This window comes from Leucobacter sp. NPDC058333 (assembly GCF_042726155.1).
Lineage (GTDB): Bacteria > Actinomycetota > Actinomycetes > Actinomycetales > Microbacteriaceae > Leucobacter.
The window spans coordinates 975,197-999,418 of record NZ_JBHXHV010000001.1; the positions used below are offsets into that span (position 1 = coordinate 975,197).

Genomic DNA, 24,222 nt, shown 5'->3' on the forward strand with positions numbered 1-24,222 from the left:
GCTTATCGCCCTGCTGGCCGATACAACTGGCGAAGCTAGTGCGGGAGCCCGGCGAGCGGAGTAATCACCAGGGTGGCGATGGCGTAGATCGCGAGGCCTGCAAGGGATCCGACAACCGTGCCGTTAATGCGGATGAACTGCAGATCTTTGCCGACCTGCAGCTCGATCTTCTCGGCGGCTTCTTGCGCGTCCCATCGCTGTACGGTCTCCGTGATCACGTTCGCGAGGTCGTGGCGGTAGGTGCGCACGAGGTGCTCGACCACGTCCATCACCCACACGTCGATCTTGTACTGCAGCGTTGCGTCCTCCTGCAGTTTCATGCCGAAATCTTGCGCAGCGCGCACCATGCGCGTGCGCAGATCACTCTCGGGGTCTTCGAGCATTTCGATGAACGCCGCGCGCGCCGCCTGCCAGGTGCTCTGCGCGAGTGCGCGAATGCGCGGACTGTCGAACACGTCGTGTTTAAACGCTTCGAGCTGCTGCTGCAGTCGTTCCTGCGATTGCAGGTCGCGCGCGAGATCCGAGAGGAACTTACCGATTGCGAGCCGGAATGGGTGCTTGGGTTCAGCAGCCACGCGCTGCACGAACCGAACTGCCTCCGCGTGCAGACGGTTGTCGACGAAGCGATCAACAATGCCGGGCACCCACGAGGGCAGCTGCGACGAGACAACGCGGTCGAATGCGCCGGGGTGTTCGACCAGCCAACCCTCGAGTCGGTCGGCCGCGATTTCGAGCAGCGCCTCGTGGTGGCCGCCCTCAACAAACGAATCAGCTGCACGGCCGAGCAATGGCCCCCATTCGGGGTCGATGACGTGCCGCCGCACGAGTACCTCGATCAGCTCCTGCACATCGTCGTCGTCGAGTACCGCGAGCGCGCCGAGGCCCGCACTGGCCGCCATTGCGCTGACGCGCTCGGCGTTGCGGCGATCCGAAAGCCACTCGCCGGCGCGCCGAGCGCCGCTGATTTCCGAGAGTTTGTTGTGCACGACGTCGTCTGCGAGGAAATTCTCTTCAATGAAGGAACCAAGCCCTTCGCCGATGTCGTTCTTCTTCTGTGAAATCAGATTTGTGTGCGGAATCTTAATTCCGAGGGGATGGCGAAACAGCGCCGTGACCGCGAACCAGTCGGCCAGCGCGCCAACCATGCCGCCCTCGCTCGCCGCGCGCACGAAGCCCCAAGCGGGAAATTTCGCCTGCAAGATGAACGAGACGACGAACAGCACTGCCATTGCGATGAGTAGCCCGACCGCGATGGCTTGCATGCGGCGGAGCTCGGCGAGACGCTGGAAATCTACGGGGGAGACGGCACCGAGCGTTCGGCGGGTGCGTGGCTGCGGCATCTCAGTATTATCCACCCTGACCAGTGCGAGAAACCACGGGTGGACATGGGGAGGTGCACAGCGTGGGATAATCGCGGTCATGCACCTCCTTACGGCGCTGAGCCTGAAGAACCGCGCGCTGATCGCGCTCGTCACCATCGTCGCAGCGCTGTTTGGGCTGATTGGCGTCGGGTCGCTGAAGCAAGAGCTCATGCCCTCAGTTCAGTTCCCCACGATTGCGGTTGTGACGAGTTACCCGGGCGCCTCGCCCGAGGTCGTCAACAAAGACGTGTCCGTGCCGATCGAGACCGCACTGCGCGGGGTGCCCCAGCTCGAGACGTCGTCGGCGACGTCGAGCACGGGGACGTCCACTGTGCTGGCGCAGTTCACGTACGGTGTCGACCTTCCCTCGACCGAGCAAAAGGTCGAGCGAGCCGTGAGTCGCATTTCTCAGGCCCTGCCTGAGTCGGCAGACACTCAGGTGCTCTCCGGGTCCATTGATGATTTTCCAATTATTCAGATCGCGGTCACTCCCGCCGACGGTGAATCGATTGAATCGACCGCCGCGCTGGTTGAGCGCACCGCAATCTCCGACCTCTCCGACCTCGACGGCGTGCGCGAAGCACAGTTGAGCGGTGCCAGGCCCGATCAGGTGACGATCGAGCCCAACACTGAGGCGCTCGCGGCGCAGGGGCTGACCGCGCAGTCAATTACCGACACCCTGCAGCAGAGCGGCGTACTGGTCGCGGCCGGGACGATCACTGAGGGCGATCGCACCCTCGCGGTCCAGGCCGGAAGCGAACTGCACTCGGCCGAAGACATCGCGGCATTGCCCATCGCTCCGAGCGCTGAACAGCTTGCGGCCCAGCAGCAAGCGCCCGCCATTCCCGGCCAGATCGCCCCTGCTGTCCCCGCCGCGCCGGTCACCATCGGTGCGGTCGCCGATGTGCGCCTCGAGCCGGGCCCCGTACAGAGTATTTCTCGGGTCGACGGAGCGGCAGCACTGACCATCGGCGTCACCAAGACGTCCGAGGCGAACACCGTCGACGTTTCGCACGAGGTGCAGAACAAGCTCGACGAGATGCAAGATGAGCTCGGTGGGGCGAAACTCACCGTGATCTTCGACCAGGCGCCGTACGTCGAGCAATCGATTGAAACGCTGGCCGTCGAGGGGCTGCTCGGGCTGCTGTTCGCGGTGCTCGTGATCCTCGTCTTCCTGATGTCGATTCGCGCGACGCTCGTTACGGCCATCTCGATTCCGACATCGGTGCTGCTGACATTTGTCGGTCTGAACTTCGCTAATTACACCCTTAACCTGCTGACGCTCGGCGCGCTGACGATCTCGATCGGACGCGTGGTCGATGACTCGATCGTCGTGATTGAGAACATCAAGAGACATCTCGCCGACGGCGGTGACCGAACGACCGTGATTATTCGCGCCGTGCGAGAGGTCGCGGGTGCGATTACGGCGTCGACCATTACCACCGTCGCGGTGTTCTTGCCTCTGGCATTCGTGGGTGGAATGGTCGGCGAACTCTTCCGTCCGTTCGCCTTCACTGTGACGATCGCGCTCATCGCTTCGCTGCTCGTCTCGCTCACCATCGTGCCGGTGCTGGCTTACTGGTTCTTACGCACGGGCCCCGCGCGCCGGCGCCGTGGCTTCGTGACGGCAGGGAGCGGCGAGACGGCGAAGGTCAGTGAACGCGCGATCGACCACCCGGGCGAAGAAATCGACGAGCACCCAACGGCGCTGCAGCGGCGATACCGTCCCATCATCGAGTGGACGCTGCGGCGGCCGGCCATCACGCTGCTCATCGCGGTCGTTGTGTTCGGTGGCACCCTCGCGGCAAGCCCGTTCATGAAGACCAGCTTCCTGGGCTCCGACGAACAGAACTCGGTCGGGCTCGAGCAGAGTCTCGCGCCCGGCACGAGCCTCGACGCTCAGCTCGCGCAGGCCGAAAAGGTCGAGCAGGCGCTCAGTGATGTTTCGTCGATCCAGAGCTTGCAGGTGACGATCGGCAGTGCCGGTGGCGCTGGCGCGCTCTTCGGGGGCGGCGGCAGCGACGGCACGGTGAACTACGCGATCACCACGGATCCCGATGCCAACCAGACTCAGGTGCAAGACGACATCCGGGCCGCTGTCGACAAGCTGAAAGACGCTGGCGAGTTCTCGCTCGGGCAGTCGGGCGGCGGCGTCACGTCGTCGAGCGCGATTGACATCAACGTCACGGCGCCCGACCAGGACTCGCTTACGAAGGCGAGCGACGCTGTCGTCGCAGCGCTCAAAAAGAAGTCGAGCCTGCAGGCGGTCGAGAGCGACCTGGGCGTCTCTCGCGAGTACCTGCGCATCGCGGTGGATCGTGGGCTTGCGGCGCAGGCAGGGCTCACTGAGGCCGGCGTCGCCGGTCAGGTTGCGCAGCAAATGCAGCCGTCACAGATCGGGCAGATCACGATGGACGCCGATTCGGTGTCGGTCTATTTGGTCAACGGCGCAGCGCCCACTGACCAGGCGGGGGTCGCGGCTCTGCCGATCCAAACCGCTGTTGGCCCGCAGGCCCTCAGTAGCTTGGCGGCTGTCGAGCTCGCAGACGGGCCGGTAACCGTGCGCACCGAAGATGGCGTGCGGTCGGTCACGGTGTCTGCGATGCCCAAGGGCGACGATCTCGGCACCGCGAATACTGACGTCGCGGCCGCGCTCGACAGCGTGAAGTTGCCGGCAGGGGCGAATGCGGAGATCGGCGGTGTGCTGTCGCAGCAGTCTGACGCGTTCCAGCAACTCGGGCTGGCGCTGCTCGCCGCGATTCTGATCGTGTACATCGTGATGGTGGCGACGTTCCGCAGCCTGCTGCAGCCACTGCTGCTGCTGATATCGGTGCCGTTTGCCGCAACCGGCGCGATACTGCTGCTCATTGTCACGGGCATTCCTCTCGGCGTCGCATCGTTGATCGGCGTCTTGATGCTCGTCGGAATCGTTGTGACGAACGCGATCGTGCTGATCGACCTTGTGAATCAGTACCGCATACGAGGCGATGCCCTGCGCGACGCCGTACTGCACGGTTCTCTGCAGCGTCTTCGCCCGATCGTCATGACGGCGCTCGCAACCATTCTGGCGCTGACGCCGATGGCGCTCGGTATCACGGGCAAGGGCGGATTCATTTCGCAGCCGCTCGCCGTCGTCGTGATCGGCGGCCTGCTGTCGTCGACCGTACTGACGCTGATCGTGCTGCCGACGCTCTACTACATCGTGGAGCGCCGCCGCGAGGGCGGTCCCAAGCGCGGCAGCGGGATCCGCCGCGGGAGCGATCCAGCTGGCCCGACCGACTCGGGCCGGATCGCGGTAGCCGGTGCAGGCGCAGTTCCTGGCGCTGTCGGCGCCGGAGGGGTTGCTGCGGGCGGTGCGGCGCTGTTCGCAGCGCCGGTTGCCGAGCGCGCTTCGCACGCCGGGGCCGTAGAGTCCCCGGTGTCCGCGCCCGTCGCGGCGGTACCGCTGCCACAGCCGCAGCCGGCCGAGCCGGTGGTCGCCGAGCCGGCCGTTGCTGAGCCGGCTGTCGCTGAGCCGGTTGTGACCGATCCGGTTGTTGCTGAGTCGGTTGTCGCCGAGCCGGTGCCCGCGTCGACCCCAGCTCACGGTATTCCGGAATCGGCTGATGAGTCCGAGACGCTGGTCGACGCGACGGATGCCACTGACGAAGCGGTGACGATTGAACCCGCGACGGTCAATGAGCCGCTCGGGCCGTCAACTCAGCAGATGTCACTCGACCTGAACCATCTCGGTTTTACCGGCGAGGACAACCCACTGACCGACCTGATGGCCGGCGCGACGCCGCACCACGCGGCGGCTGAGGGATTCGAGGCTGAGGCTGAGGAGCCCCAGGCGGCCAAGGAGGCCGAGCCCGAGGCTCAGGAGCCTGAGGCCGAGTCGACGCCCGCGCCCGCGACGACGCCGATCTGGGAGATCGTTCCCGGACCGAACCTTGAGCCGACGCTCGACACCACGCCGCTGAGCGCCGTCTCGCACGAGGTGATTGACGCTGAACCCCGTGTGAGCCCATTGTTTGCGGCTGAACCCACGAACGCCGATGATGTCACCGCGCCGCTCGTGCTTCCCGAACCAGCCGTTGTCGGCGACGATGACGAGGAGCCGGGAGAGCCGGCACCGCCCATTACCGGAGAACTCGACTGGGAACAGCTGATGTGGCAGGCGACACAAGATGGCGACGAAGACTCGCCAGAGGAGACTCGCTAGACATGGCCCAAAAGCGACGCGGCGGATTCAAGCCGCCCGCCAACTACGATCCGAACCGAAAGCCTAAGCGGGCGGGAACTGCAGCGGGCGGCGCGCCCGGGCGGCGGGGGGCCGCAAGCCCAAAGCGCGCAGAACCGGAGTCGCCGTCGGGCGAACGCGCCGACCTCGTTCATCGCAAGAAACCCTCGGCCGCGCAGCGTGCCGCGGCACCATCTCGGCTCATGACCCCGGCGCCCGAACGGCTCGTAGCGAAGCGCACGACGTCGGCCGATGTCGCGGGCCTCGCCTTCACTGATCTCGGGCTCGGCGGCAATCTCGTGCGAGTGCTCGGCGAACTGGGTGCTGACAAGCCGTTCCCCATTCAAGCCGCGACGATTCCCGACGCGATCGAGGGACTTGACGTGCTCGGTCGCGCGCGAACAGGGTCGGGAAAAACAATCGCGTTCGGCGCGGCGCTCGTTGAACGACTGCTGCGGCTCAAGGCGCAAGGAGCCTTCGCGTCAGATCCGAAGCCGGTGCGAGGGAAGCAGCAGCGCGGCGTGCGCGACGTGAAGCGTGCGACGCGCAAGCCAAAGGCGCTGATTCTCGCCCCGACCCGCGAACTCGCGCTGCAGATCGATCGCACAGTGCAGCCGCTCGCTCGCTCTGTCGGGTTCTACACGGCGCAGTTCGTCGGCGGCGTGCCGGTTGACCCGCAGGTGCACGCGCTTGAGCGCGGCGTCGACATCATCATCGGGACCCCTGGCAGAGTGCAAGATCTCGTGACCCGTCGCAAGCTTGACCTCCGCGAGGTGCTCGTCTCAATCATTGACGAGGCAGACCACATGTGCGATCTCGGCTTCCTTGAACCGGTACAGCAGGTGCTGCGCCAAACGACGCGGGGTGGCCAGCGGCTGCTGTTCTCGGCGACGCTGGATGCGTCGGTCTCCGCGATCGTCGCTGAGTTTCTCGACAATCCGGCCGTGCACGAAGCGGAGGAGGCCGCGGCGATGCCCGTGGATCACCGCGTGTTTGTCGTGGGGCGCGAGCAGAAGGACGAGGTGCTCACCGAGCTGGCCTCGACTCGCGGTCGCGTCATGATCTTCTGTCGCACGCGCGCGTACGCCGAGCAGACAGCCGAAATGCTCGCAACTGCGGGCCTGAAGGTGAACGCGCTGCACGGCAACCTGAGCCAGGCGAGACGCGAGCTGAACCTCGCGAAGTTCACGTCGGGGAAATCTGGCGTGCTCGTTGCGACGGACGTGGCGGCGCGCGGGCTGCACATCGACGATGTCGACCTCGTCGTGCAGGCCGATCCGCCGGAGGATTTCAAGACGTATCTGCACAGGTCGGGGCGCACCGGCCGCGCGGGCAAAGGGGGCCGCGTCGTGCTGCTGACCCCGCGGAACCGTCAAACGCGCACGCGCGAGATGCTCGACGAAGCGGGGATCGCGCCCGCGTTCTTCGGCGAGGTGGAACCGGGGTTCGAAAAGCGGTTCCGTGGTGCGAAGCGCGGCTAGATGATTCTGCTAGCTTAGCTCCCCTCGTTTTGGAGGGTATCCACAATCATCACCGGCCTCGTCAACGGGTCTCGTTGTGTGTGCTCAGCGACCGGTTTGGCGGCGCCGAAGGCCGACTTTAGGCTGACAGCAGCAGGGGGAGAGACCGCCAGGGCCGTCTCCCACATGTCATCTCGAAGGAGTACCGATGGCCGACCCGACCTCAACGCCCCAGCCACGCATTAACGTCGAAGCCGTGAGCGACGCGCTACTCGGCAAATGGAAGGCCGAACGCCTCGAATCGCGCCGGCTGGCAGCAGATTCGCGCCTCCACACCATCCCGGGACAGTCGATGGACGACCATCGCGAGCGTGCGCTTGAACAGCTCGGCAACTTGGTGGAGGCCGGCGCTATTCAGCGCGCGTTCCCGACTGCGGTCGGCGGCGCAGACAACCACGGCGGCAACATCGCGGCGTTCCAGGAGCTCGTGCTCGCGGATCCATCGTTGCAGATCAAGAGTGGCGTTCAGTGGGGGTTGTTCGGCGCTGCGATTCTGCACCTGGGCACCGCGAAGCACCATGAGCAGTGGTTGCCCGACGTGATCAATCTGAAGACGCCGGGAGCGTTTGCGATGACCGAGATTGGTCACGGCTCAGATGTGGCTTCGATCGGCACCACCGCTACCTACGATCCGGACACCGAGGAATTTGATCTCCACACCCCGTTCGCCGGCGCGTGGAAAGAATATCTCGGCAACGCCGCACTGCACGGTCAGGCGGCCGTCGTGTTTGCGCAGCTGATCACCCGCGGCGTCAATCACGGCGTGCACGCGTTCTACGTGCCAATTCGCACTCCAGACGGCAAGATGATGCCAGGCGTCGGCAGCGAAGACGACGGTGTCAAGGGCGGTCTGAACGGCATTGACAACGGGCGGTTGCACTTCACGCACGTGCGCGTGCCCCGTGAGAACCTGCTCAACCGATACGGCGATGTCGCGGCAGACGGCTCGTACTCCTCGGCAATCGAGAGCCCGGGCCGCCGCTTCTTCACGATGATCGGCACGCTCGTGCAGGGACGTGTCTCGCTCGATGGCTCCGCTGTGCGCGCCATGCAGGCGGCGCTCGCGATCGCGATTCGGTACGGCAGCGAACGCCGTCAGTTCCCGGGTGCGTCAGGCCGTGAGACCGTGCTGCTCGACTACGGTCAGCACCAGCGTCGACTCATTCCGCGGCTCGCGCAGACCTACGCGATGCAGTTCGCCGACGAGCGCTTGCTGACAGTTTTCGACGAGGTGTTTTCGGGTGCGAAAGACACCGACGAGAATCGCGAAGACCTCGAAACGCTCGCCGCAGCGTTCAAGCCGCTGTCGACCTGGGCGGCGCTCGACACGCTGCAGGAGGCGCGCGAAGCGTGCGGCGGCGCCGGCTTCATTGCGAAGAACAGAATCGTGGGGCTGCGAGCTGACCTCGACATTTATGTGACGTTCGAGGGCGACAACAACGTGCTGCTGCAGCTCGTCGGTAAGCGACTGCTTTCTGACTATGCCGCGCAGTTCAAGAACGCGGATCGCGCGACGCTCGCGCGCGCGGCAGCGAGCCAGATTGGCGATCGTGTCAGCCGCTTTGGGTTGCGCCGTGTCGGTCAGAGCATCGCCGACTTCGGGCAGGTCGCTCGCTCGGTCGAGAGCATGCGCTCGCCTGAGGCCCAGCGCGAATTGCTCGCAGACCGCGTGCAGACAATGGTGGGCGAGATTGCGCTCGCACTGCGCGACGCAACGAAGGGCATTCCTAAAGACGACCGTCGCGCCCGCGCGATCGCCAACGAGAACGCGTTCAACGCGCAGCAGCACAAGCTCATCGAGGCCGCGCGTGCGCACGGCGAGTTGCTGCAGTGGGAAGCGTTCACCGATGCGCTCGAGAAGATCACGGACTCCGGATCTAAGCAGGTGCTGACCTGGGTGCGCGACCTATTCGGGCTCGGACTCATCGAGCGTCATGCCTCGTGGTACCTCATCGCGGGTCGCATCTCCCCGCACCGCGCAGAGTCGGTCACCGCCTACATCGATCGCCTGATCAGCCGGCTCCGCCCGCATCTGCTCGATCTCGTCGAGCCGTTCGGTCTCACGCCCGAGCTGTTGCGCGCCGAGATCGCCACCGGCATCGAGGCTGAGCGTCAGCAGGAGGCGCACGCGTACGTCGAGGAGCGACGAGCAGCAGGCACCTGGCCGGTGCACGAAAAGGAGCTGCGGAAGCAGCAGCAGGAAGCCGAGAGGAAGCGGCAGGCCGCGAAGGCCAGCTGACTGCTGTAAACGAAACACGAGTCGCGGCGCGCGTCCGAGCATCCAATGGGGTGCCGGGCGCGCGCTGCTCGTTGGTCTCGTTGGCGTGTAGTTACAGTGGAGACATGACCGATGCGCTGCGCGACTTGTACCCGACAATCGAACCCTACGATCACGGCATGCTCGACGTGGGAGACGGGCACTCCGTCTACTGGGAGACCTGCGGCAACCCAGACGGCAAACCGGTCGTGTTCTTGCACGGTGGCCCCGGGGGTGGCTGCTCGCCCGATCACCGCCGCTACTTCGACCCCGAGCGCTATCGCGTCGTACTGTTCGATCAGCGCGGATGCGGGCGCAGCCTGCCGCACGCGAGCGCGCCCGATGCCGATCTCTCAACCAACACCACGTGGCACTTGGTCGCCGACATTGAGCGCTTGCGCGAACACCTGGGGATCGATCGCTGGCAGGTGTTCGGGGGATCGTGGGGTTCGACACTCTCGCTCGCGTACGCGCAGACGCACCCCGAGCGAGTGACCGAGCTCGTACTGCGGGGTATCTTCACGCTGCGTCAGAGCGAGATCGACTGGTTCTACCAGGAGGGCGCTTCGCACCTCTTCCCCGACGTCTGGGAGGAATATCTCGCGGTGATTCCCGAGGCTGAGCGCGGCGACCTCGTCGCCGCCTACCACCGCAGGCTATTCGACGCTGACCCCGCCGTACACGAGCCCGCCGGGGTCGCCTGGACCGTGTGGGAGAACTCGACGATTCGGTTGCACCCAGACGAGGCGAGTATCGCGGCGGCGCGCGCCGATACGGCTGCCGCGGTCGCTTTCGCGCGCATTGAAAACCACTACTTCACCAACGCGGGTTGGATGGACGACGGCCGGCTGATCCTCGACGCGGCGTCAAAACTTGCCGGGATACCCGGAGTGATCGTGCAGGGCCGCTACGACGTGTGCACCCCGCCCGAGACTGCGTGGGATCTGCATCGAGCATGGCCCGAGGCGCACTTCGAGATGATTCCGGACGCGGGTCACGCGGCGAGCGAACCGGGCATCGTCGACGCGCTCGTGCGGGCCACCGACCGCTTCGCCGCTGAGTGAGGCGCTCAATTGCGAGTGAACGAGTGAACGAGTGAACGGGTGAACAAGTGAACGGGGATGGGGAGCGGGTGAGCGAAAAATGACGCTTGATGTGCAGGAACTCATTGACGACGTGCATGAGGCGGTGCGGCCCCTGATTGGATCGGGGAGCGTCGCCGATTACATTCCGCGGCTCGCTGCTGTGAACCCCGATCACTTCGGCATTTCCGTCATGATGACGGACGGTTCGCAGTACTCGGCGGGCGATGCGAACGTCGAATTTTCAATTCAGAGCATCTCGAAGGTGTTCTCGCTGGCGCTCGTCATGGCGGGTGACGGCGACGAGATCTGGCAGCGGGTGGATCGCGAGCCATCCGGTGCGGCGTTCAACTCCCTGGCGCAGCTCGAGTACAAGCGGGGGATTCCGCGTAACCCGTTCATGAACGCCGGCGCGCTCGTGGTCGCCGACCACCTGCTGTCGCTCACGCCCGACGGGGTAGACCCGGTGCTCGATTTCGTGCGCACCGAGTCTGGCAACCCCGACATCGGCGTCGACGCGCTCACCGCAGCTTCGGAGCTTGCCCACGCCGATCGCAATTCGTCGATCGCGCACCTGCTGCGTAGCTACGGGAATCTCGTGAATGACGTAGATGCGGTGCTCGACCGCTATGTGCGGCAGTGTTCGATCGCGATGACCTGCGACGATCTCGCCGCGGCTGGCGCGTTCCTTGCTCGTCGCGGTGAGAGCGCCGATGGCCGACACCTGCTGAGCGGCAACCAGACGAAACGCGTGAACGCTGTCATGCTGACATCGGGCTTCTACGACGCCGCGGGCGAATTCGCGTACCGCGTCGGACTCCCGGGCAAGTCGGGGGTCGGCGGTGGCATCCTCGCGATCGTGCCAGATGTATGCTCCATCTGCGTGTGGGGCCCGGGGCTCGACTCGTCGGGCAACTCGTTCATAGGCATGGCCGCGCTCGACGAACTGACGTCGCGCACGGACTGGTCGATCTTCTAAGCGGGAACCCACCCGTCCCGCCCCGCCCGCCCCGCTCGCCCGCCCCGCCCGCCGCGCCCGCCCGCCCGCCCCGCCCGCCCGCCCCGCCGAGAGTACTCATGTGGTCCTTATGCGGCGGCGAGACGACCATTTGCGTACTCTCGGCGGGGCCAGGTCAGGGCTCGGGGGTGCAGGGAGCACTAAAATCGGCTACACACCCCACGCGTTTGGCGTTTCAGTTTCGCCGAGCACGACAGAGCACCAGGAGCAGCCTTGACGTTCAACGACAACGTGCGCATCGACAACAGCAAGGTCACCAAGCGCGGCGGTGCCCGCAAGGGCGGCATGATCGCCGGGGGTGGTATCGGGATTGCGCTGCTGCTCGCACTGGGTTCGCAACTGCTCGGGTTCGACCTCACGCCGTTTGCGCCGGCGGTGCAGCAGGCGATCGGAGGGGGTACGACCTCGGAACAGGCTGACGAAGTGCTCGACTCGTGCAAAAACGGTGCCGACGCAAATACCGACGACGAGTGCCGCATGAACGCGACGGCCGACTCGCTCGACCGGTACTGGTCGGAGCAGGTTGGCAATTATCGCTCACCCGGGCCGGTAGTGCTCTTCGACGGACAGACGCAGTCGGGCTGCGGCACGGCATCGTCGGCAACCGGCCCGTTCTATTGCCCCGGTGACGAAACGATCTACGTTGACGTCGCATTCTTCGACACTCTGTCGAGCGAGTACGGCGCATCCGACGGTTCACTTGCCCAGATGTATGTGCTCGCCCACGAGTGGGGGCATCACATCTCGAACCTGATCGGTTCGCTGCAGAACGTCGGCCGCGAGACGGGCCCCGCATCGGGTTCCGTGCGTCTCGAACTCCAGGCCGACTGCTTCGCCGGCGCATGGGTGCAGAGCGCGTCGAACACGACGGACGACGAGGGTGTGCCGTTCTTGAAGCCCGTGACACAGCAGCAGATTGACGACGCGATGAGCGCGGCGTCGGCGGTCGGCGACGATCACATCATGGAGTCGGCGGGCGTGGGCGTGAACCCCGAACGGTTCACTCACGGCACGTCCGAGCAGCGGCAGCGCTGGTTCATGGCCGGCTACGAGCAGGGTCCCACTGCCTGCGGCACTTTCGATGTGAGCGCCGCGAAGCTGTAGAGACCGTAGTCAGCTGAGCGAGCCGAGTTAGCGGCGCTTGCGCCGCTTGGCCTGGCGGGCTTCGGCCTTTTTCCGCTCTGCCTTGTCTCTGGCCGCCTGCAACTGCGCACCGCGAGAGTTGGGTTTCAGCTTCGGAGCCTGCTTCTTGGGTTGCACGTGCACCCGCGGCGCGCGCTCCGTGTTCTTCGCCTCCTCCTTGGCCGACTCGCGGGAGCTGTTCGCGGTGCGCCCGCGCAGAATCCCGGCGAGGTGCTGCACGGTCGCATCGTCGCGCGCGGCGTCCCACACGGCCCACACCACGGGCCCGTCGAGCAGCGCCTCACCCGGTTCGGGGCGTATCGGCAGCACAGTGTGCTCGCGCTTGTTGATGAGATGGCGGGCGAGCGGCACGGGAAGCAGGATCGCGCCGGCGCCGGTCGCGACGAGCGCGAGCGCGGCGCGCGGATCCTTCGGCATCCACTCGGCCTCCTCCCACGGCTCAGCCTGCGGCCAGCTTGCGTAGTGGTCGGGGTGATCGAGCAGCGTGACGAACTGCATCTCAGCGAGGCTCACCGACTCCTGCTCGGCAAGCTCGTGATCCACGGGTACGACGAGCGCCATGGACTCCGCATAGAGACGGATGGCGCGACGCTCGCTGCCATCGCCCGTTGATCGGGCTGGGCGTCCGCCGGGCGCGGTGCGCTCAATGAGCACGTCACAGGAGGCGGCGTCGGTAGCCGTCTCGCGGTTGCGCGCGTCGAGGGGGGAACCGAATGCGGCCTCCAGCGACACGAGTTCGAGCTTGCGGCCCGGTGTCGCCGCCTTCCAGCGGCGGGCCCACTTACTCGGTGCGATGCCGCGAGCGAATCCGAGGCGGATCGGCGCGGGGGCCGCTTCACTCGCTTCGACCTCTGAGTCAATCGTCGTGTCGCTCACAGCGCCACCTCTCCAAAGATTTCGTGCGTATAGGGCAGCCGGGCTGCCGATAGGGCGATCCGGTACTCACCGGTCTGTGCGGCGCGGGCCGTGAGCTCGGCGCTCAGTGCCGCCGCAGCGGTGCCTGCTCTGGGTGCGCCGGTGACCCGGATCGGGGTGCCCTCGTCGAGGTAATGCGGCAGCGCGAGCACGCTGTGCCCCTGCGGTGGATTGCCGCTCGCGGGCACGACGCGCCACCACGGCGAGGCGTGCCCGTAGAGCGCCATGACACGGCCGACGGCGCGTGGCGCGTCAGAACCTATCGCGATCCCGACATCGCCGTAGGTCATGACGCGCCCCTCAGGGATGCGCGCGACGACGTCGAGCACGGCTTCGACGAATTCGGCGCTGGGCATGCGATAAGCCTACGCGGTCAGGCGTCGGCCCAGGCCAGGGACGAGCTACGCCACCGAGACGCCGAGGAGTGATCCGATCGTGTAGGTCGCGGCGACCGCGATGCCGCCGAAGATGAGCTGCCGCGTCGCGCCCATGAGCCAGTTCCGTTTCGTGAACCGCGCTGCGAGACCGCCGGCGATCAACAGGCCGACGCCGCCGAACGCGAGACCGAAGCCCAGCGTGCCAAAACCGAAGATGAAGGGCAGGATCGGGATCAGCGCGCCCACGCCGAACGCCACGAACGACGACGATGCGGCAACCCAGGGCGACGGCTTTTCTTCGGGGCTGACGCCCAGCTCGGAGAGCAGGTGCACGCGCACGGCCTGATCCGCGTTGGAATGGACCTGCTCAGCTGCGGTCCGCGCGATCCCGTGTTCGACACCGAGATTTTCGAGCAGCGCGGTGAGTTCCGCCTTCTCACCCTCCGGGTTGCGCAGGTGAGCTTCGCGCTCCGTGCGCACCTCGGCGTCGAGTTGTTCATTTGCCGTGCGCACCGAGGTGTACTCGCCGAGCGCCATCGAGATTGCTCCGGCGATGAGGCCGGAGATGCCAGTGATGGCGACGATGCCGGGGGCAGCGCCGGCCGCGGCGATGCCCGCGATGAGGCCGAGGTTCGAGACCAGGCCGTCCATAGCGCCGAAGACGCTCGCGCGCAGCCAGCCGGACGTGACGTCAGCGTGGCGGTGGTCGTAATCGTGCGGGCTCGCGATGTTGTAGTCGCTCATGTGTGCTCCCCAGGTATTGCGGTGCGCGGTGGCGCACGAAGAGCAACCGTAGCAAGGTTCGCGAGCGAGGGAGAACCCCGGATCAGACCTCGAAACGAGGTGTGTTGAGAGTTCGGCATGGCGAACATTTCGAGGTGGGGTACCGCGCTCTCGGGTGCGCCCTAGGCTGCGCGCTCGGCTGCGCCCTAGGCTGGGGGAGTGCGGCGCGTTAGGTCGCACTCGACCAGCCAGGAGGCAGTCATGACCGACACCAGTGGACGCGTCGTCGCAACCGAGCGCGGGCGGGATTTGATCCTCGTTCGATCGCTGTCGCTCACGCAGGACGAGGCATGGGACTTCCTCACCGATTCGGAGCTGACCGAAAAGTGGTTCGGACCGTGGGAGGGCGATGGTCGCGCCGGTGGCTCGGTGCGTGTGCGCATGCGCTTCGAAGATCACGAGCCGGCGATCAGTATGAAGATCGTCGCGTGCGACGCGCCCCACACGCTCGCGCTGCTGTCGGACGAGGAGGTCGGCGGATGGCAGCTCGAACTGCATCTCGAGGCCGACGGTGACGACTCCCTGCTGACGTTCATCCATCACCTGAACGCAGACGACGCCGTCGGTGAGATCGGCCCGGGCTGGGAGTACTACCTCGATCTGCTCGTCGCCGCGACCGAAGACACGGAGCGTCCGGGGTGGGACCAGTACTACCCGGCGCTGCGCGAGGCCTATCTCGCGATGTAGTTGCGGTTCTGCACACGTGAAGGGGTCAGTGTATGGAGCCTGAACAGGCTTGGTCGGACATCCGCGCCGAGCGGGAGCGCCTCGCTGGGCTCCTGCAACAGTTGACTCCTGAGCAGTGGCGAGCGAGATCCCTCTGCACCGCCTGGACCGTTGAGGAGGTCGTCGCGCACCTCACCGCGGCGGCCAGCACGGGAACAGCGGCGTGGATCCTGAACATGCTTCGAGCGGGGTTCAACACCGACCGGCACAACGCTCGGTTGCTCGCGAAGCATCGCGGCGTCAACGTGGCCGACACTCTCGCGCGATTTCGCGAGGCAGTGCCGAACAGGATCGCGCCGACCAAGGACTACGCCGCGTTTCTGGGCGAGGTCATCGTGCACGGGCAAGACATCGCCCAGCCGCTCGGCGCCGAGCTGGTCCCGAGCCCCGCGGCTGTACTGGAGGTCGCGCGGTTCTACGCGTCTCGCGACTTCGCCGTGAACAGCAAAACGCTCACGCGCGGGCTCGCGCTCGCCGCAAGCGACGCCGATTTCTCAGCCGGTGATGGAGAGACAGTGCGAGGTCCGCTGCTCGCGCTCGCCATGGCGATGGCGGGGCGCCCGACGGCGCTCGCGCAGCTTGAGGGCGATGGAGTGGAGTTGTTGCGGGCGCGCGGCCTGTAACCGCTTAGTTATTTAGCTGCGCAAAGCGAGAAGCTCGCAGCAGCCAATCGCGGAGCAGTGCGCCAACGATCTCCGGCTGTTCGAGGTGCAGGTTGTGGCCTGCGCTGTCGAGCACGCTGAACGTGCCGCGCGAGTAGTGATGCGCGAAGGCGAGCCCGTCCTCGAACCCAACGACGTGATCCTGCCTACCAAAGACGTGCAGCGACGGTGCGTCAAACGGTTGTAGGGCGTCGGTCTCGGGGACGTAGCCGTCAGAGTATGTTTCGCTGAGCCGGTCGAGCACTTCTTGATTTGCGCCTCGTAAGCCGGGCAACACGAATTCTTCGAACGCGCGCAACGCAGCCGCGGTCTGCAGAACCGCCATGGCTGCAAAATCTTCGCGACCATCTCCCGCGAGCTCAAGCACTCGCTCGTCTCGGAGCATGATCTCTCGGTGGGGAAGCGTTCGCTCGGCATGATCCAAAACGAATACGCCCGCAAAGGTCGCGAGACCGATGCACTGCTCCGACAGTGCGTGGGCGACATGGCGCGCAATCATCGCTCCGAACGAGTTGCCGATGATCGCGAACGGTCCGTCCCCCGCGATGTGTCGCACTTCATCAACGACGAAATCAGCAACAGCGCGCGGGTTCGGTGCCCCATTGTCGGTCGCGCCCTGAGCCCACGGGAGATCGAGATAGACGCGTTGCCACTCGCCCGTCTCGGGCATCCCGTCGAGCATCTCTTCGAGGGGGAGCATGATGCGATGATCAACCCCGAAACCGTGGATCGCGATCAACGGAACACCCTGGCCGCGCACCTCAGCAATCATCGTTCGAGCATATCCGCGCGATCACCCCTGAAGGCTGTCGACCGAGCAACTCCGCTCGCGAGACCCGGTTACCAGAACCACAAAGCAACTGCAAGTCGCTCACGAATTTCTTCCATATCTCTGTATTCTCTGAGAAAGGTGTGCACGAGTCGTTTCTGTACCCGATCACTTGTTGCAGTAGCGACTAAAACAAGAGGACGAGGAGCCCTGGGAATGCGAAACTGGAAGATCCTGACGGGCGCCATTGCCCTCGGAATAAGCGGAGCACTGCTGGTCGCCGGATGCGCCGAGAACGCACCGCAAGGTTCTTCGGATACTCGTGCCGAGCAAGACAAGTCCCCGACACCCGAGTCCGCTGACGAGACCGAAGCTCCGGACGCTGCACTTGCTACACCCGTCGATGCAGCAGCGCCGACCGTGATCCCGGGCTGCGACACGATGAACGCTGTTGCTCAGCAGGAATACCAGGATTTCGGGCCCGAGCATTTCAGTGAGCCAGCCGGGGAAGCCAATTTCGCCGTGTTCGATGAACAGGCGGGTCCCATTGCGCAGGATGTGATGCGCAACGCCCGTGAGCGCTCAGGATGCCGGTGGCCAGTCCATATGGAGAACACGGTCACCCAGTACGTCGCCGTGCTGTCCCGCGACGATCGCGAACGGCTCGTAGAAGCGCTCCGCGCAGAAGCGTGGCCTGAGCGGCAGCTCGACGGTGCGAGCGTCTTTACATCGGAGGTGCCCATCGCCAATTCGATAGCGGGCTCAATCCAGGTGAACCATGTCTTCGTTGGCGATGCGTGGGCGTCCATCTTCTACTTCGGAGGGCAAGGGGACTGGGGCTACGCGGGGTCGGCCATCAAGGGGCTGCTCGACGCAAATCCCGAACTGCTCGCGGAGGCGGCGGAATCGACCCCGTCACCTGCTGAATGATGCACGGCGCGTCAAACCGGGGACCACGCTTCGATACACGGTCTGCTTCTCGTCATTGCTCAAGCGGCGAACCGGTCTAGGATTTTCTTCAGCGCTTCCACGTTGAGGTTCGCTTTCTTCGGGTCATCGGTCTGATCGATGAGCGCGATGTATCGCTCTGTGTCGTCGGAGATTACGCAGGGGTTGGAACCTCCGCAGAACGGGTTCTCACCGTTGGTGCCATTGAGGCCGAAGACGACATAGATAAGACCGCTACTCCGATAGCCTTCGAATTCACAGCTCAATGTCCGCTGACTCCCTGCCGGGCTCCCAAAGTTTCGTGTTGAGGCGCTTTTCCAAGGGTCTGACACCTCGCTTCCCTGATTCGTGGGAACCTCCTCGCCGGAAAGCCCGACCCTCGACGTGGCTGTTTGGGGCGACGAGAGTAAGGCGGTGCAAGCTTTCGCGGCACCCTCTTTCCCGCCATCTGCAACTTCGGCCAAGCTGATGGGCGTGGCTGGGGCCTCCCGCTCCGCGCCCGCTTCACCCGAGCCGGCTTGTTCTGCTGCAGGTATGCCGCCCAGCGTTGCTGTGCTGTTTGAGCTGGAACAGCCCGCTAGGACCAAGGCGGCCGCGACGAACAGCACTAGGAGCGCGACTGTGGATCTGTTGGATTGAGATTGCATGATTGCCTTTCAACGTTAACGGTTGTCTTCAGTTCGGCGGAAGGTCGCCTCCGCGGCTCACAGCTTTGGACTTGTCGTCCCAGGTGAAGACGGCGAGAGCGATTTCAGCGAGTTCGGCGTTCCCGCCTTCGCCTTGCCACATGAAATCCACGCTGAGCGACTGGTCTGAGATGCGTTGAATGGGGTGGTTCGTGTTTGAGCTGAGCGCATAGGGCTTCTCCGTAGCGAGTTGGATAAAGTCCCCACGATGGAAAAGTAGGATCGGGCTCGGGGAGAAGCGCGTGCAGCAGGGGGTTTCTCGAAGCACGATCCAAGAGAGGTCTGCGCATGGATCGTAGCCACTCACATCACTGAATTCGCCAGTCAAATCCCAGTAGTCCGGGACCCCCTCGACCGGCGCTGGAACCTCGGGACCCCATTGGGCGAGTGCTTCTATACCCGTGAGCGTGGAGCAAACACGCTCGCTCGATGGGGTCGACGCCGCTGGTTTCCCGAGGCCAGGGTTCGCTGCAACGAGGCCCGCGATGGCTGACTCTGGGTATCCCCAATCCCGTTGACCCGCATAGTCGAAAATGACCACCCACGCATCACCGAGGAAAATGTGTGTGACCTTAGTGACGCTCGCCCTCTCATTTTCAGCTGGAAGCTCGTCGTGAAAGATGCGTGCTTCGCCGTCGATGTCGAAGGGAATCCCACTGGCGCGCAGCTCCTCCACGAGTGGCGCCCTGTCGGCCTCAGTCACTTCAGCAACATACTGCGTCACCGTCCCCTGCGAGTGGACAGGCCACCTGCAACCGGCGCGAGCCTGAGCTAAAGCCATTGTGTCCTTCGCGATGGGGCCAGCGAGCTGGTCGAAGGTGGCGAAATCAGCCTCTCCGGCTGGCTCGGCGAACATCTCAGGTCCGAAGTCCAGATACTCCTGCTGCGCAACCGCATTCATCGATGCGCAATCGGGAAGGACAACGGGCTGCGCTTCAGGTGCTTTCGCTTCCGTCGATGTCGGTGTCGGCGCCGATGTTGAAGGCGGTGTGTCAGGCGTCGTTTCATTCGCAGTGGTGCATCCGGACAGAGCGAGCATTCCGAACGGTACGAGCGCCAGGGCAGTCCAGCGGAGCATCCTTTTTCTTGATCCCACGAATCCTCGTTCCAGTCACCACGCGGTTATGAAGGCGATCGCCTCTGATGTCACGCTATGGGGGAATGGCCGCTGAACCCCGTCGTTACGGGGTTTTTGTACAACTTCGAACAGCTCGCATGTATCGTGGATCCAACTACATGCAGGTGTATGCCGCAGGGGCTATACGAGCGAGGGGGAGGGCAATGGGCAGCTCAGGGTCGACTCCCCAAGAGCATCTTGAATCTCTCGATCGGATAGTCCATGACCTGCGCACTCTTCGCGAAGAAGCGGGCCCCGTATCCTACGCCGAGCTCGTTCGACGCATCACCGATCTTCGGCTGAACCGAGGTGTATCCCAGGCTGCTGCCATCCCTGCGCGCTCCACCGTCTACTACGCATTCAAGACCGGGCGGAACCGGATGGATGCTTCGCTCCTCCGTGACATCGTGCTTGCTCTCGGGGAGACCGAGGAATCAGCCGCCCGGTGGGTTGAGCGGTGCAGCAATGCGCAAAAGAGTCGGTCGGTCGCCTCCGCTCCAACTCCAACCCCAGCCTCAGTGATCATAGAGGCTATCGCACCGCTTCGGCCTTCTGCGCTGAAGCTCACACTTCTTCTGTTCTGCCTTGTTGTGCTGAACCATGCTTGTCACTGGTCGCTCGCCGCATCGCTCGACCTCCCCATCTACCTGGACATGGTCGGAACGGCGGTAGCTGCTATCGCCTTCGGCCCCTGGTATGGAGTCGCCGTCGCCATTGGCACTGGCCTGACGGGGCCGATCTTCGAGGACGGCATCCTTGCCTTCACTCTGGTCAACATTGCTGGAGCGCTCGTTTGGGGCTATGGCGTCCATCGTTTCAATCTCGGTCGGAGCATCCTGACTTTCTTCTTCCTCAATCTCCTCGTCGCCACAACGTGCAGCCTCGTCGCCACCCCGATTCTCGTAGTTCTTCGAGGAGGTGCCTACGGCACAGTTGGTCGCATCGCTGACGCTCTCCAAGAAGCTGGTGCGCCGTTCATGGTGGCTACCTTTACCTCGAACATCTCAACGTCAATGCTCGACAAGCTACTGACAGGTTTCATAGCCCTCGCGATCTTCGCCGCGCTCCACGGCAAGATGAAGCTCTCGGCCAAGCACATGCCGCTGGTTGAGGTTCTCGGCGAGCTCCGAGAGCCTTCACCTGGTTCACAGGCGAAGGCCCTCACACCAGCGCTGGCCTAATCTGCGTGCATGTGACGTGGAGCCGCGCTCAGACGGCGTATCCCTCGACGGGCCCCTCCGTGTTTGGCTTCCATCCGAGCGCCGGCGCGACGTGTTCGGCGAAGGCCTGCAGCACGTGCAGGTTGTATTCGGGGCCGAGCTGGTTCGGAATGGTTAGCATGAGCGTGTCCGCTGACATCACGGCCTCGTCGGCCTTGAGCTGCTCGATCAACCGGTCGGGTTCGTCCGCGTAAGTCTTCCCGAAGGTGGAGCGGAAGCCGTCGATGACGCCGACCTGGTCCATGTTCTCGCGAGAGCGGAGGCCAAAGTAGGCCTCGTCTTCGGCGGTCACGATCGGGAAGACGCTGCGGCTCACCGAGACGCGCGGTGCGCCCGTGTGGCCGGCCTCCCGGTACGCCTCGCGGTAGCGGTCGATCTGTTCGCGCTGCAAGACGTGGAAGGGTTGGCCGGTGGCCTCGGTGAGCAGTGTGGAGCTCATGAGGTTCACGCCCTGGCGGCCGACCTGCTCGGCGGACTCGCGCGATCCGGCGCCCCACCAAATGCGGTCCCGAAGCCCCGGCGAGCGCGGCTCGATAGCGAGCCTGCCGGGGGGAGCCATCTGCGGATCGCTGTCGACCACCGGCTCACCGTCGATCGCGCGCAAGAACGTGTCGAACTTGTCGCGCGCGAGGTCGGCGCCGCGGGGGTCGCCCGATCCGCCGTACCCGAATGCCTCGTACCCGCGCAGGGCGGTCTCGGGTGATCCCCGGCTGATACCGATCGCGATGCGCTGGTCCGCGAGTAAGTCGAGTGCCGCGAGTTCCTCAGCCAAATACAGCGGGTTTTCGTAGCGCATGTCGATGACCCCGGTGCCGACCTCGAGGCGCTTCGTGCGCGCGGCCATCGCGGTGAGTAGGGGGATCGGCGAAGCCGCCTGGCGCGCGAAGTGGTGCACGCGCACGTACGCGCCGTTCACACCGACCTCGTCGGCGCCCTCGGCGAGTTCGACCGTCTGGCGCAGCATGTCGCCGGCGGTGCGCACGCGCGAGCCGGGAACCGGGCCGTAGTGCCCAAATGACAGGAATCCGAATGCTCTCATGTCAGATGCAACGACGCCGGGGCGTTTATATTCCCGCGCATGTAGTTCGGGATCGCGGCACCCTGGTCTCACGAGACTCATACTTCGGCATGATCCGCCCAGCCGCTGAGGCTCGTAGCTTCGAAGCATGCAGATCTATCCGAGTGACATGGGAATGGTCGCGCTCGTCGCGAACCTCGGCAAACACTACGGCGACGGCGAGCAGCGCGTGCGTGCGCTCGACGACGTCTCGATCGGAATTCGCCAGGGTCAGTTCACGGCGATCATGGGGCCATCCGGTTCAGGCAAATCCACGCTGATGCACGTGATGGCCGGCCTCGACACGGCGTCCACCGGCCGTGTCTGGCTCGGCGACGACGAGATTACGGGGCTCGGAGACGCCGCACTCACACAACTGCGCAGGCGCAGGATCGGCTTCGTGTTTCAGTCGTTCAACCTTGTACCCACGCTCGACGTGCGCGGCAACATCATGCTGCCGTTCCAGCTCGACGGGGTGCAGCCCGGCGCAGCCGAGCTCGCCCGCATCGATGCACTCCTCGACGCGCTCGGCTTGCTGGAGCGAGCCCGCCACCGCCCCCACGAACTCTCGGGAGGCCAGCAGCAGCGGGTTGCGATCGCCCGCGCGCTCGCGACGAACCCCGACGTGATCTTCGCTGATGAACCCACCGGCGCGCTCGACTCGCGCACCGGGCGCGAGGTGCTGGGCCTGCTGCGGTCGGCCGTCGATCGCTCGGGCCAGAGCATCGCGATGGTCACGCACGACCCGATCGCTGCGAGTCACGCCGACCGCATTCTCTTTCTCGCTGACGGCCGCATCGTCGCGGACCGCGGCGCGATGACCCCGGAACAAATCTCGGAGACCATGCTGGGTCTCGAACACGCGACCTCGCCGGTCAACGACGGCCCCGCTCCGGCACCGGGTGCACCGGGAGCCCTCGCATGACGCGCTCGAAACGTGCGCAACGCGGCGGCGCCGGTTCCGTGAGCCAAGTGCGAGAGCACACCGCGACCATCGTCGTGTCAGCGCTTGCAACGCTGTTCGCAGTAACGCTGATTCTCGGCACGGGGATTCTTTCGGCAGCAATCGACCCGCAGCTCATCGAAGAGTCGGGCACGTTCCGCATCATGCTGCTCATGGTGAGCGTCATCTTCATCTTGATTGCACTGTACGTCGGCGCAATTGTCACCGCGAACACCTTCGCTACGGTGATCGCGGGGCGCACGCGCACGATCGCGCTGTTCCGGCTCGTCGGCGCAACGTCGCGCTACGTGCGCACCCGCGTCGCGCTCGAGGGGCTCGTGATGGGCGTATTCGGGGCGGTGCTCGGCTTCGTCATCGCCGAGGCCTTCGCGGCTGTGGTGACGACCTTCGGGCCGCAGTGGGGGTGGCTCCCGGCGGATCGGGTGTACCCGATCTTCGATCCGCTCGCGCTCGTCGCGGTCGTGGTGGTGGCGCTCACGACCTGGGCGGCAGCGTGGGCCGGTTCGCGTCGCGTTGCTGGCGTCTCTCCGATCGCGGCAACGGGAGCAGCCGTTGAGCTGCGTTCAGACGCGGCCCACGGGCGCACTGGGCGATCCGTCTGGGCACTCATTCTCATGGTGCTGGGCGCCGGACTGCTGGTGCTGGGCCTGCTGCTCGGGTTTGTGACGCCGCTCGGCCTCTTCGTCGCGTTCATCGGCGGACTCGTGTCGTTCACTGGCATCTCTCTAGGTGCGCACCTCATTATGCCGCCGGTACTGCGGCTCACGGGTCGGTTGCTCGGCCGCGGGCCGACCGCCGCGCTCGCCGCAGCGAACGCCGTACGCTACCCAGAGCGGAGCGCACGGTCGACCATCGGGCTCGTGATCGGTGTGACGCTCGTCACACTGTTCGCGGTCGCACTTGACAGTTACCGCTCGATGTCGCTGATCGCGTTTGAACTGGACCCGAAAATGGGCGCTGCGCTCGACGACACGCTCCAGATCACGACGGGTATCTTCACGGGTCTCGTGGGATTCTCGGCGGTCATCGCAGCCGTCGGCCTCGTCAACACGCTCTCACTGAGCGTGCTGCAGCGCACGCGCGAGCTCGGGCTACTGCGGGCGCTCGGCTTCACCGGTGCCCAGGTGCGGCGCATGGTCATTGCGGAGAGCGCGCAGATGACCCTCGCCGCGCTCGGTCTCGGTCTCGTGCTCGGTATTTTCTACGGCTGGGTGGCGGCTCAGACGCTCTTGGGATCGCAGGTCGGGCTCACTCCGCCGTCGATCCCGTGGCCGATTCTGCTCGGGGTCGCGGGCTTCGGCGGGGTGCTCGCGGTGACGGCCGCGGCCGCGCCGGCGCGCCGCGCGATCCGAATTTCACCCATGGCCGCGCTGGCAGCGGACTGACCAAATGAAT

At 65.1% G+C, this 24,222-nt stretch carries 20 protein-coding genes; 12 read left to right on the forward strand and 8 right to left on the reverse strand.

Annotated features, from left to right (window positions below; genetic code table 11):
• Nucleotides 1–35 precede the first annotated feature (35 nt).
• Complete coding sequence (locus ACFWHR_RS04530; RefSeq protein WP_382447077.1) at nt 36–1,340, reverse strand: DUF445 domain-containing protein; 1,305 nt, start codon at nt 1,338–1,340, stop codon at nt 36–38.
• Nucleotides 1,341–1,419: 79 nt separating this feature from the next.
• On the opposite strand from ACFWHR_RS04530, the gene ACFWHR_RS04535 reads away from it, so the two are divergent.
• From ACFWHR_RS04535 to ACFWHR_RS04560, 6 genes are all read left to right on the forward strand, one after another.
• A complete protein-coding gene (locus ACFWHR_RS04535) occupies nt 1,420–5,565 on the forward strand; it encodes an efflux RND transporter permease subunit (RefSeq protein ID WP_382447078.1) in 4,146 nt (1,381 codons plus the stop codon).
• A 2-nt stretch (nt 5,566–5,567) separates the two neighbouring features.
• A complete protein-coding gene (locus tag ACFWHR_RS04540) occupies nt 5,568–7,064 on the forward strand; it encodes a DEAD/DEAH box helicase (protein WP_382447079.1) in 1,497 nt (498 codons plus the stop codon).
• A gap of 187 nt (nt 7,065–7,251) precedes the next feature.
• Nucleotides 7,252–9,342, forward strand: a complete 2,091-nt coding sequence (locus ACFWHR_RS04545) for an acyl-CoA dehydrogenase (RefSeq protein ID WP_382447080.1) — start codon at nt 7,252–7,254, stop codon at nt 9,340–9,342.
• A gap of 104 nt (nt 9,343–9,446) precedes the next feature.
• Complete coding sequence (pip, locus tag ACFWHR_RS04550) at nt 9,447–10,424, forward strand: prolyl aminopeptidase (protein ID WP_382447081.1); 978 nt, start codon at nt 9,447–9,449, stop codon at nt 10,422–10,424.
• A gap of 79 nt (nt 10,425–10,503) precedes the next feature.
• Nucleotides 10,504–11,421 carry a glutaminase gene (locus tag ACFWHR_RS04555; RefSeq protein WP_382447082.1) on the forward strand — a complete coding sequence of 306 codons (918 nt, stop codon included), beginning with the start codon at nt 10,504–10,506 and terminating at the stop codon, nt 11,419–11,421.
• A 252-nt stretch (nt 11,422–11,673) separates the two neighbouring features.
• Nucleotides 11,674–12,564: a neutral zinc metallopeptidase gene (locus ACFWHR_RS04560; protein ID WP_382447083.1), complete on the forward strand. Its 891-nt coding sequence runs from the start codon at nt 11,674–11,676 to the stop codon at nt 12,562–12,564.
• Between the two features lie 27 nt (nt 12,565–12,591).
• Here the strand turns inward: ACFWHR_RS04560 and ACFWHR_RS04565 are convergent, their stop codons facing one another.
• Genes ACFWHR_RS04565 through ACFWHR_RS04575 form a run of 3 tightly spaced genes read right to left on the reverse strand, consistent with a single transcriptional unit; the run spans nt 12,592 to nt 14,639 of the window.
• Entirely contained in the window at nt 12,592–13,479 is an 888-nt protein-coding gene (locus tag ACFWHR_RS04565) for a LysR substrate-binding domain-containing protein (protein WP_382447084.1), read from the reverse strand.
• Complete coding sequence (locus ACFWHR_RS04570; RefSeq protein WP_382447085.1) at nt 13,476–13,874, reverse strand: MGMT family protein; 399 nt, start codon at nt 13,872–13,874, stop codon at nt 13,476–13,478. The genes ACFWHR_RS04565 and ACFWHR_RS04570 overlap by 4 nt, the downstream gene beginning before the upstream one ends.
• Nucleotides 13,875–13,919: 45 nt before the next feature.
• Nucleotides 13,920–14,639 carry a VIT1/CCC1 transporter family protein gene (locus tag ACFWHR_RS04575; RefSeq protein ID WP_382447086.1) on the reverse strand — a complete coding sequence of 240 codons (720 nt, stop codon included), beginning with the start codon at nt 14,637–14,639 and terminating at the stop codon, nt 13,920–13,922.
• A gap of 240 nt (nt 14,640–14,879) precedes the next feature.
• On the opposite strand from ACFWHR_RS04575, the gene ACFWHR_RS04580 reads away from it, so the two are divergent.
• Together ACFWHR_RS04580 and ACFWHR_RS04585 are read left to right on the forward strand one after the other, a co-directional pair.
• Nucleotides 14,880–15,365 (forward strand): SRPBCC family protein, encoded by a 486-nt coding sequence (locus tag ACFWHR_RS04580; protein ID WP_382447087.1) that lies wholly within the window; start codon nt 14,880–14,882, stop codon nt 15,363–15,365.
• 32 nt (nt 15,366–15,397) lie between these two features.
• Nucleotides 15,398–16,027 carry a maleylpyruvate isomerase family mycothiol-dependent enzyme gene (locus ACFWHR_RS04585; protein WP_382447088.1) on the forward strand — a complete coding sequence of 210 codons (630 nt, stop codon included), beginning with the start codon at nt 15,398–15,400 and terminating at the stop codon, nt 16,025–16,027.
• 4 nt (nt 16,028–16,031) lie between these two features.
• On the opposite strand, the gene ACFWHR_RS04590 is transcribed toward ACFWHR_RS04585, so the two are convergent.
• The gene (locus ACFWHR_RS04590) at nt 16,032–16,838 is read right to left on the reverse strand and encodes an alpha/beta fold hydrolase (protein WP_382447089.1); all 807 of its coding nucleotides are present in this window, start codon (nt 16,836–16,838) and stop codon (nt 16,032–16,034) included.
• 213 nt (nt 16,839–17,051) lie between these two features.
• Here ACFWHR_RS04590 and ACFWHR_RS04595 point away from each other — a divergent pair, with 213 nt between their 5' ends.
• Entirely contained in the window at nt 17,052–17,765 is a 714-nt protein-coding gene (locus tag ACFWHR_RS04595) for a hypothetical protein (RefSeq protein ID WP_382447090.1), read from the forward strand.
• Nucleotides 17,766–17,824: 59 nt separating this feature from the next.
• On the opposite strand, the gene ACFWHR_RS04600 is transcribed toward ACFWHR_RS04595, so the two are convergent.
• Both ACFWHR_RS04600 and ACFWHR_RS04605 read right to left on the reverse strand, forming a co-directional pair.
• Entirely contained in the window at nt 17,825–18,430 is a 606-nt protein-coding gene (locus tag ACFWHR_RS04600) for a hypothetical protein (RefSeq protein ID WP_382447091.1), read from the reverse strand.
• A gap of 28 nt (nt 18,431–18,458) precedes the next feature.
• Nucleotides 18,459–19,565, reverse strand: coding sequence for an LppP/LprE family lipoprotein (locus ACFWHR_RS04605; RefSeq protein ID WP_382447092.1), 1,107 nt, complete (start codon nt 19,563–19,565; stop codon nt 18,459–18,461).
• Between the two features lie 140 nt (nt 19,566–19,705).
• Between ACFWHR_RS04605 and ACFWHR_RS04610 the strand changes: the two genes are divergently transcribed.
• The gene (locus tag ACFWHR_RS04610; RefSeq protein ID WP_382447093.1) at nt 19,706–20,767 is read left to right on the forward strand and encodes a hypothetical protein; all 1,062 of its coding nucleotides are present in this window, start codon (nt 19,706–19,708) and stop codon (nt 20,765–20,767) included.
• Nucleotides 20,768–20,795: 28 nt separating this feature from the next.
• Here ACFWHR_RS04610 and ACFWHR_RS04615 read toward each other — a convergent pair whose 3' ends face one another.
• Nucleotides 20,796–21,845 (reverse strand): LLM class flavin-dependent oxidoreductase, encoded by a 1,050-nt coding sequence (locus ACFWHR_RS04615; protein ID WP_382447094.1) that lies wholly within the window; start codon nt 21,843–21,845, stop codon nt 20,796–20,798.
• A gap of 127 nt (nt 21,846–21,972) precedes the next feature.
• Between ACFWHR_RS04615 and ACFWHR_RS04620 the strand changes: the two genes are divergently transcribed.
• On the forward strand, nt 21,973–22,788 hold the full coding sequence (locus ACFWHR_RS04620; RefSeq protein WP_382447095.1) for an ABC transporter ATP-binding protein: 816 nt from the start codon (nt 21,973–21,975) through the stop codon (nt 22,786–22,788).
• Entirely contained in the window at nt 22,785–24,212 is a 1,428-nt protein-coding gene (locus ACFWHR_RS04625) for an FtsX-like permease family protein (RefSeq protein ID WP_382447096.1), read from the forward strand. Before ACFWHR_RS04620 ends, ACFWHR_RS04625 begins: the two co-directional genes overlap by 4 nt.
• Nucleotides 24,213–24,222 lie beyond the last annotated feature (10 nt).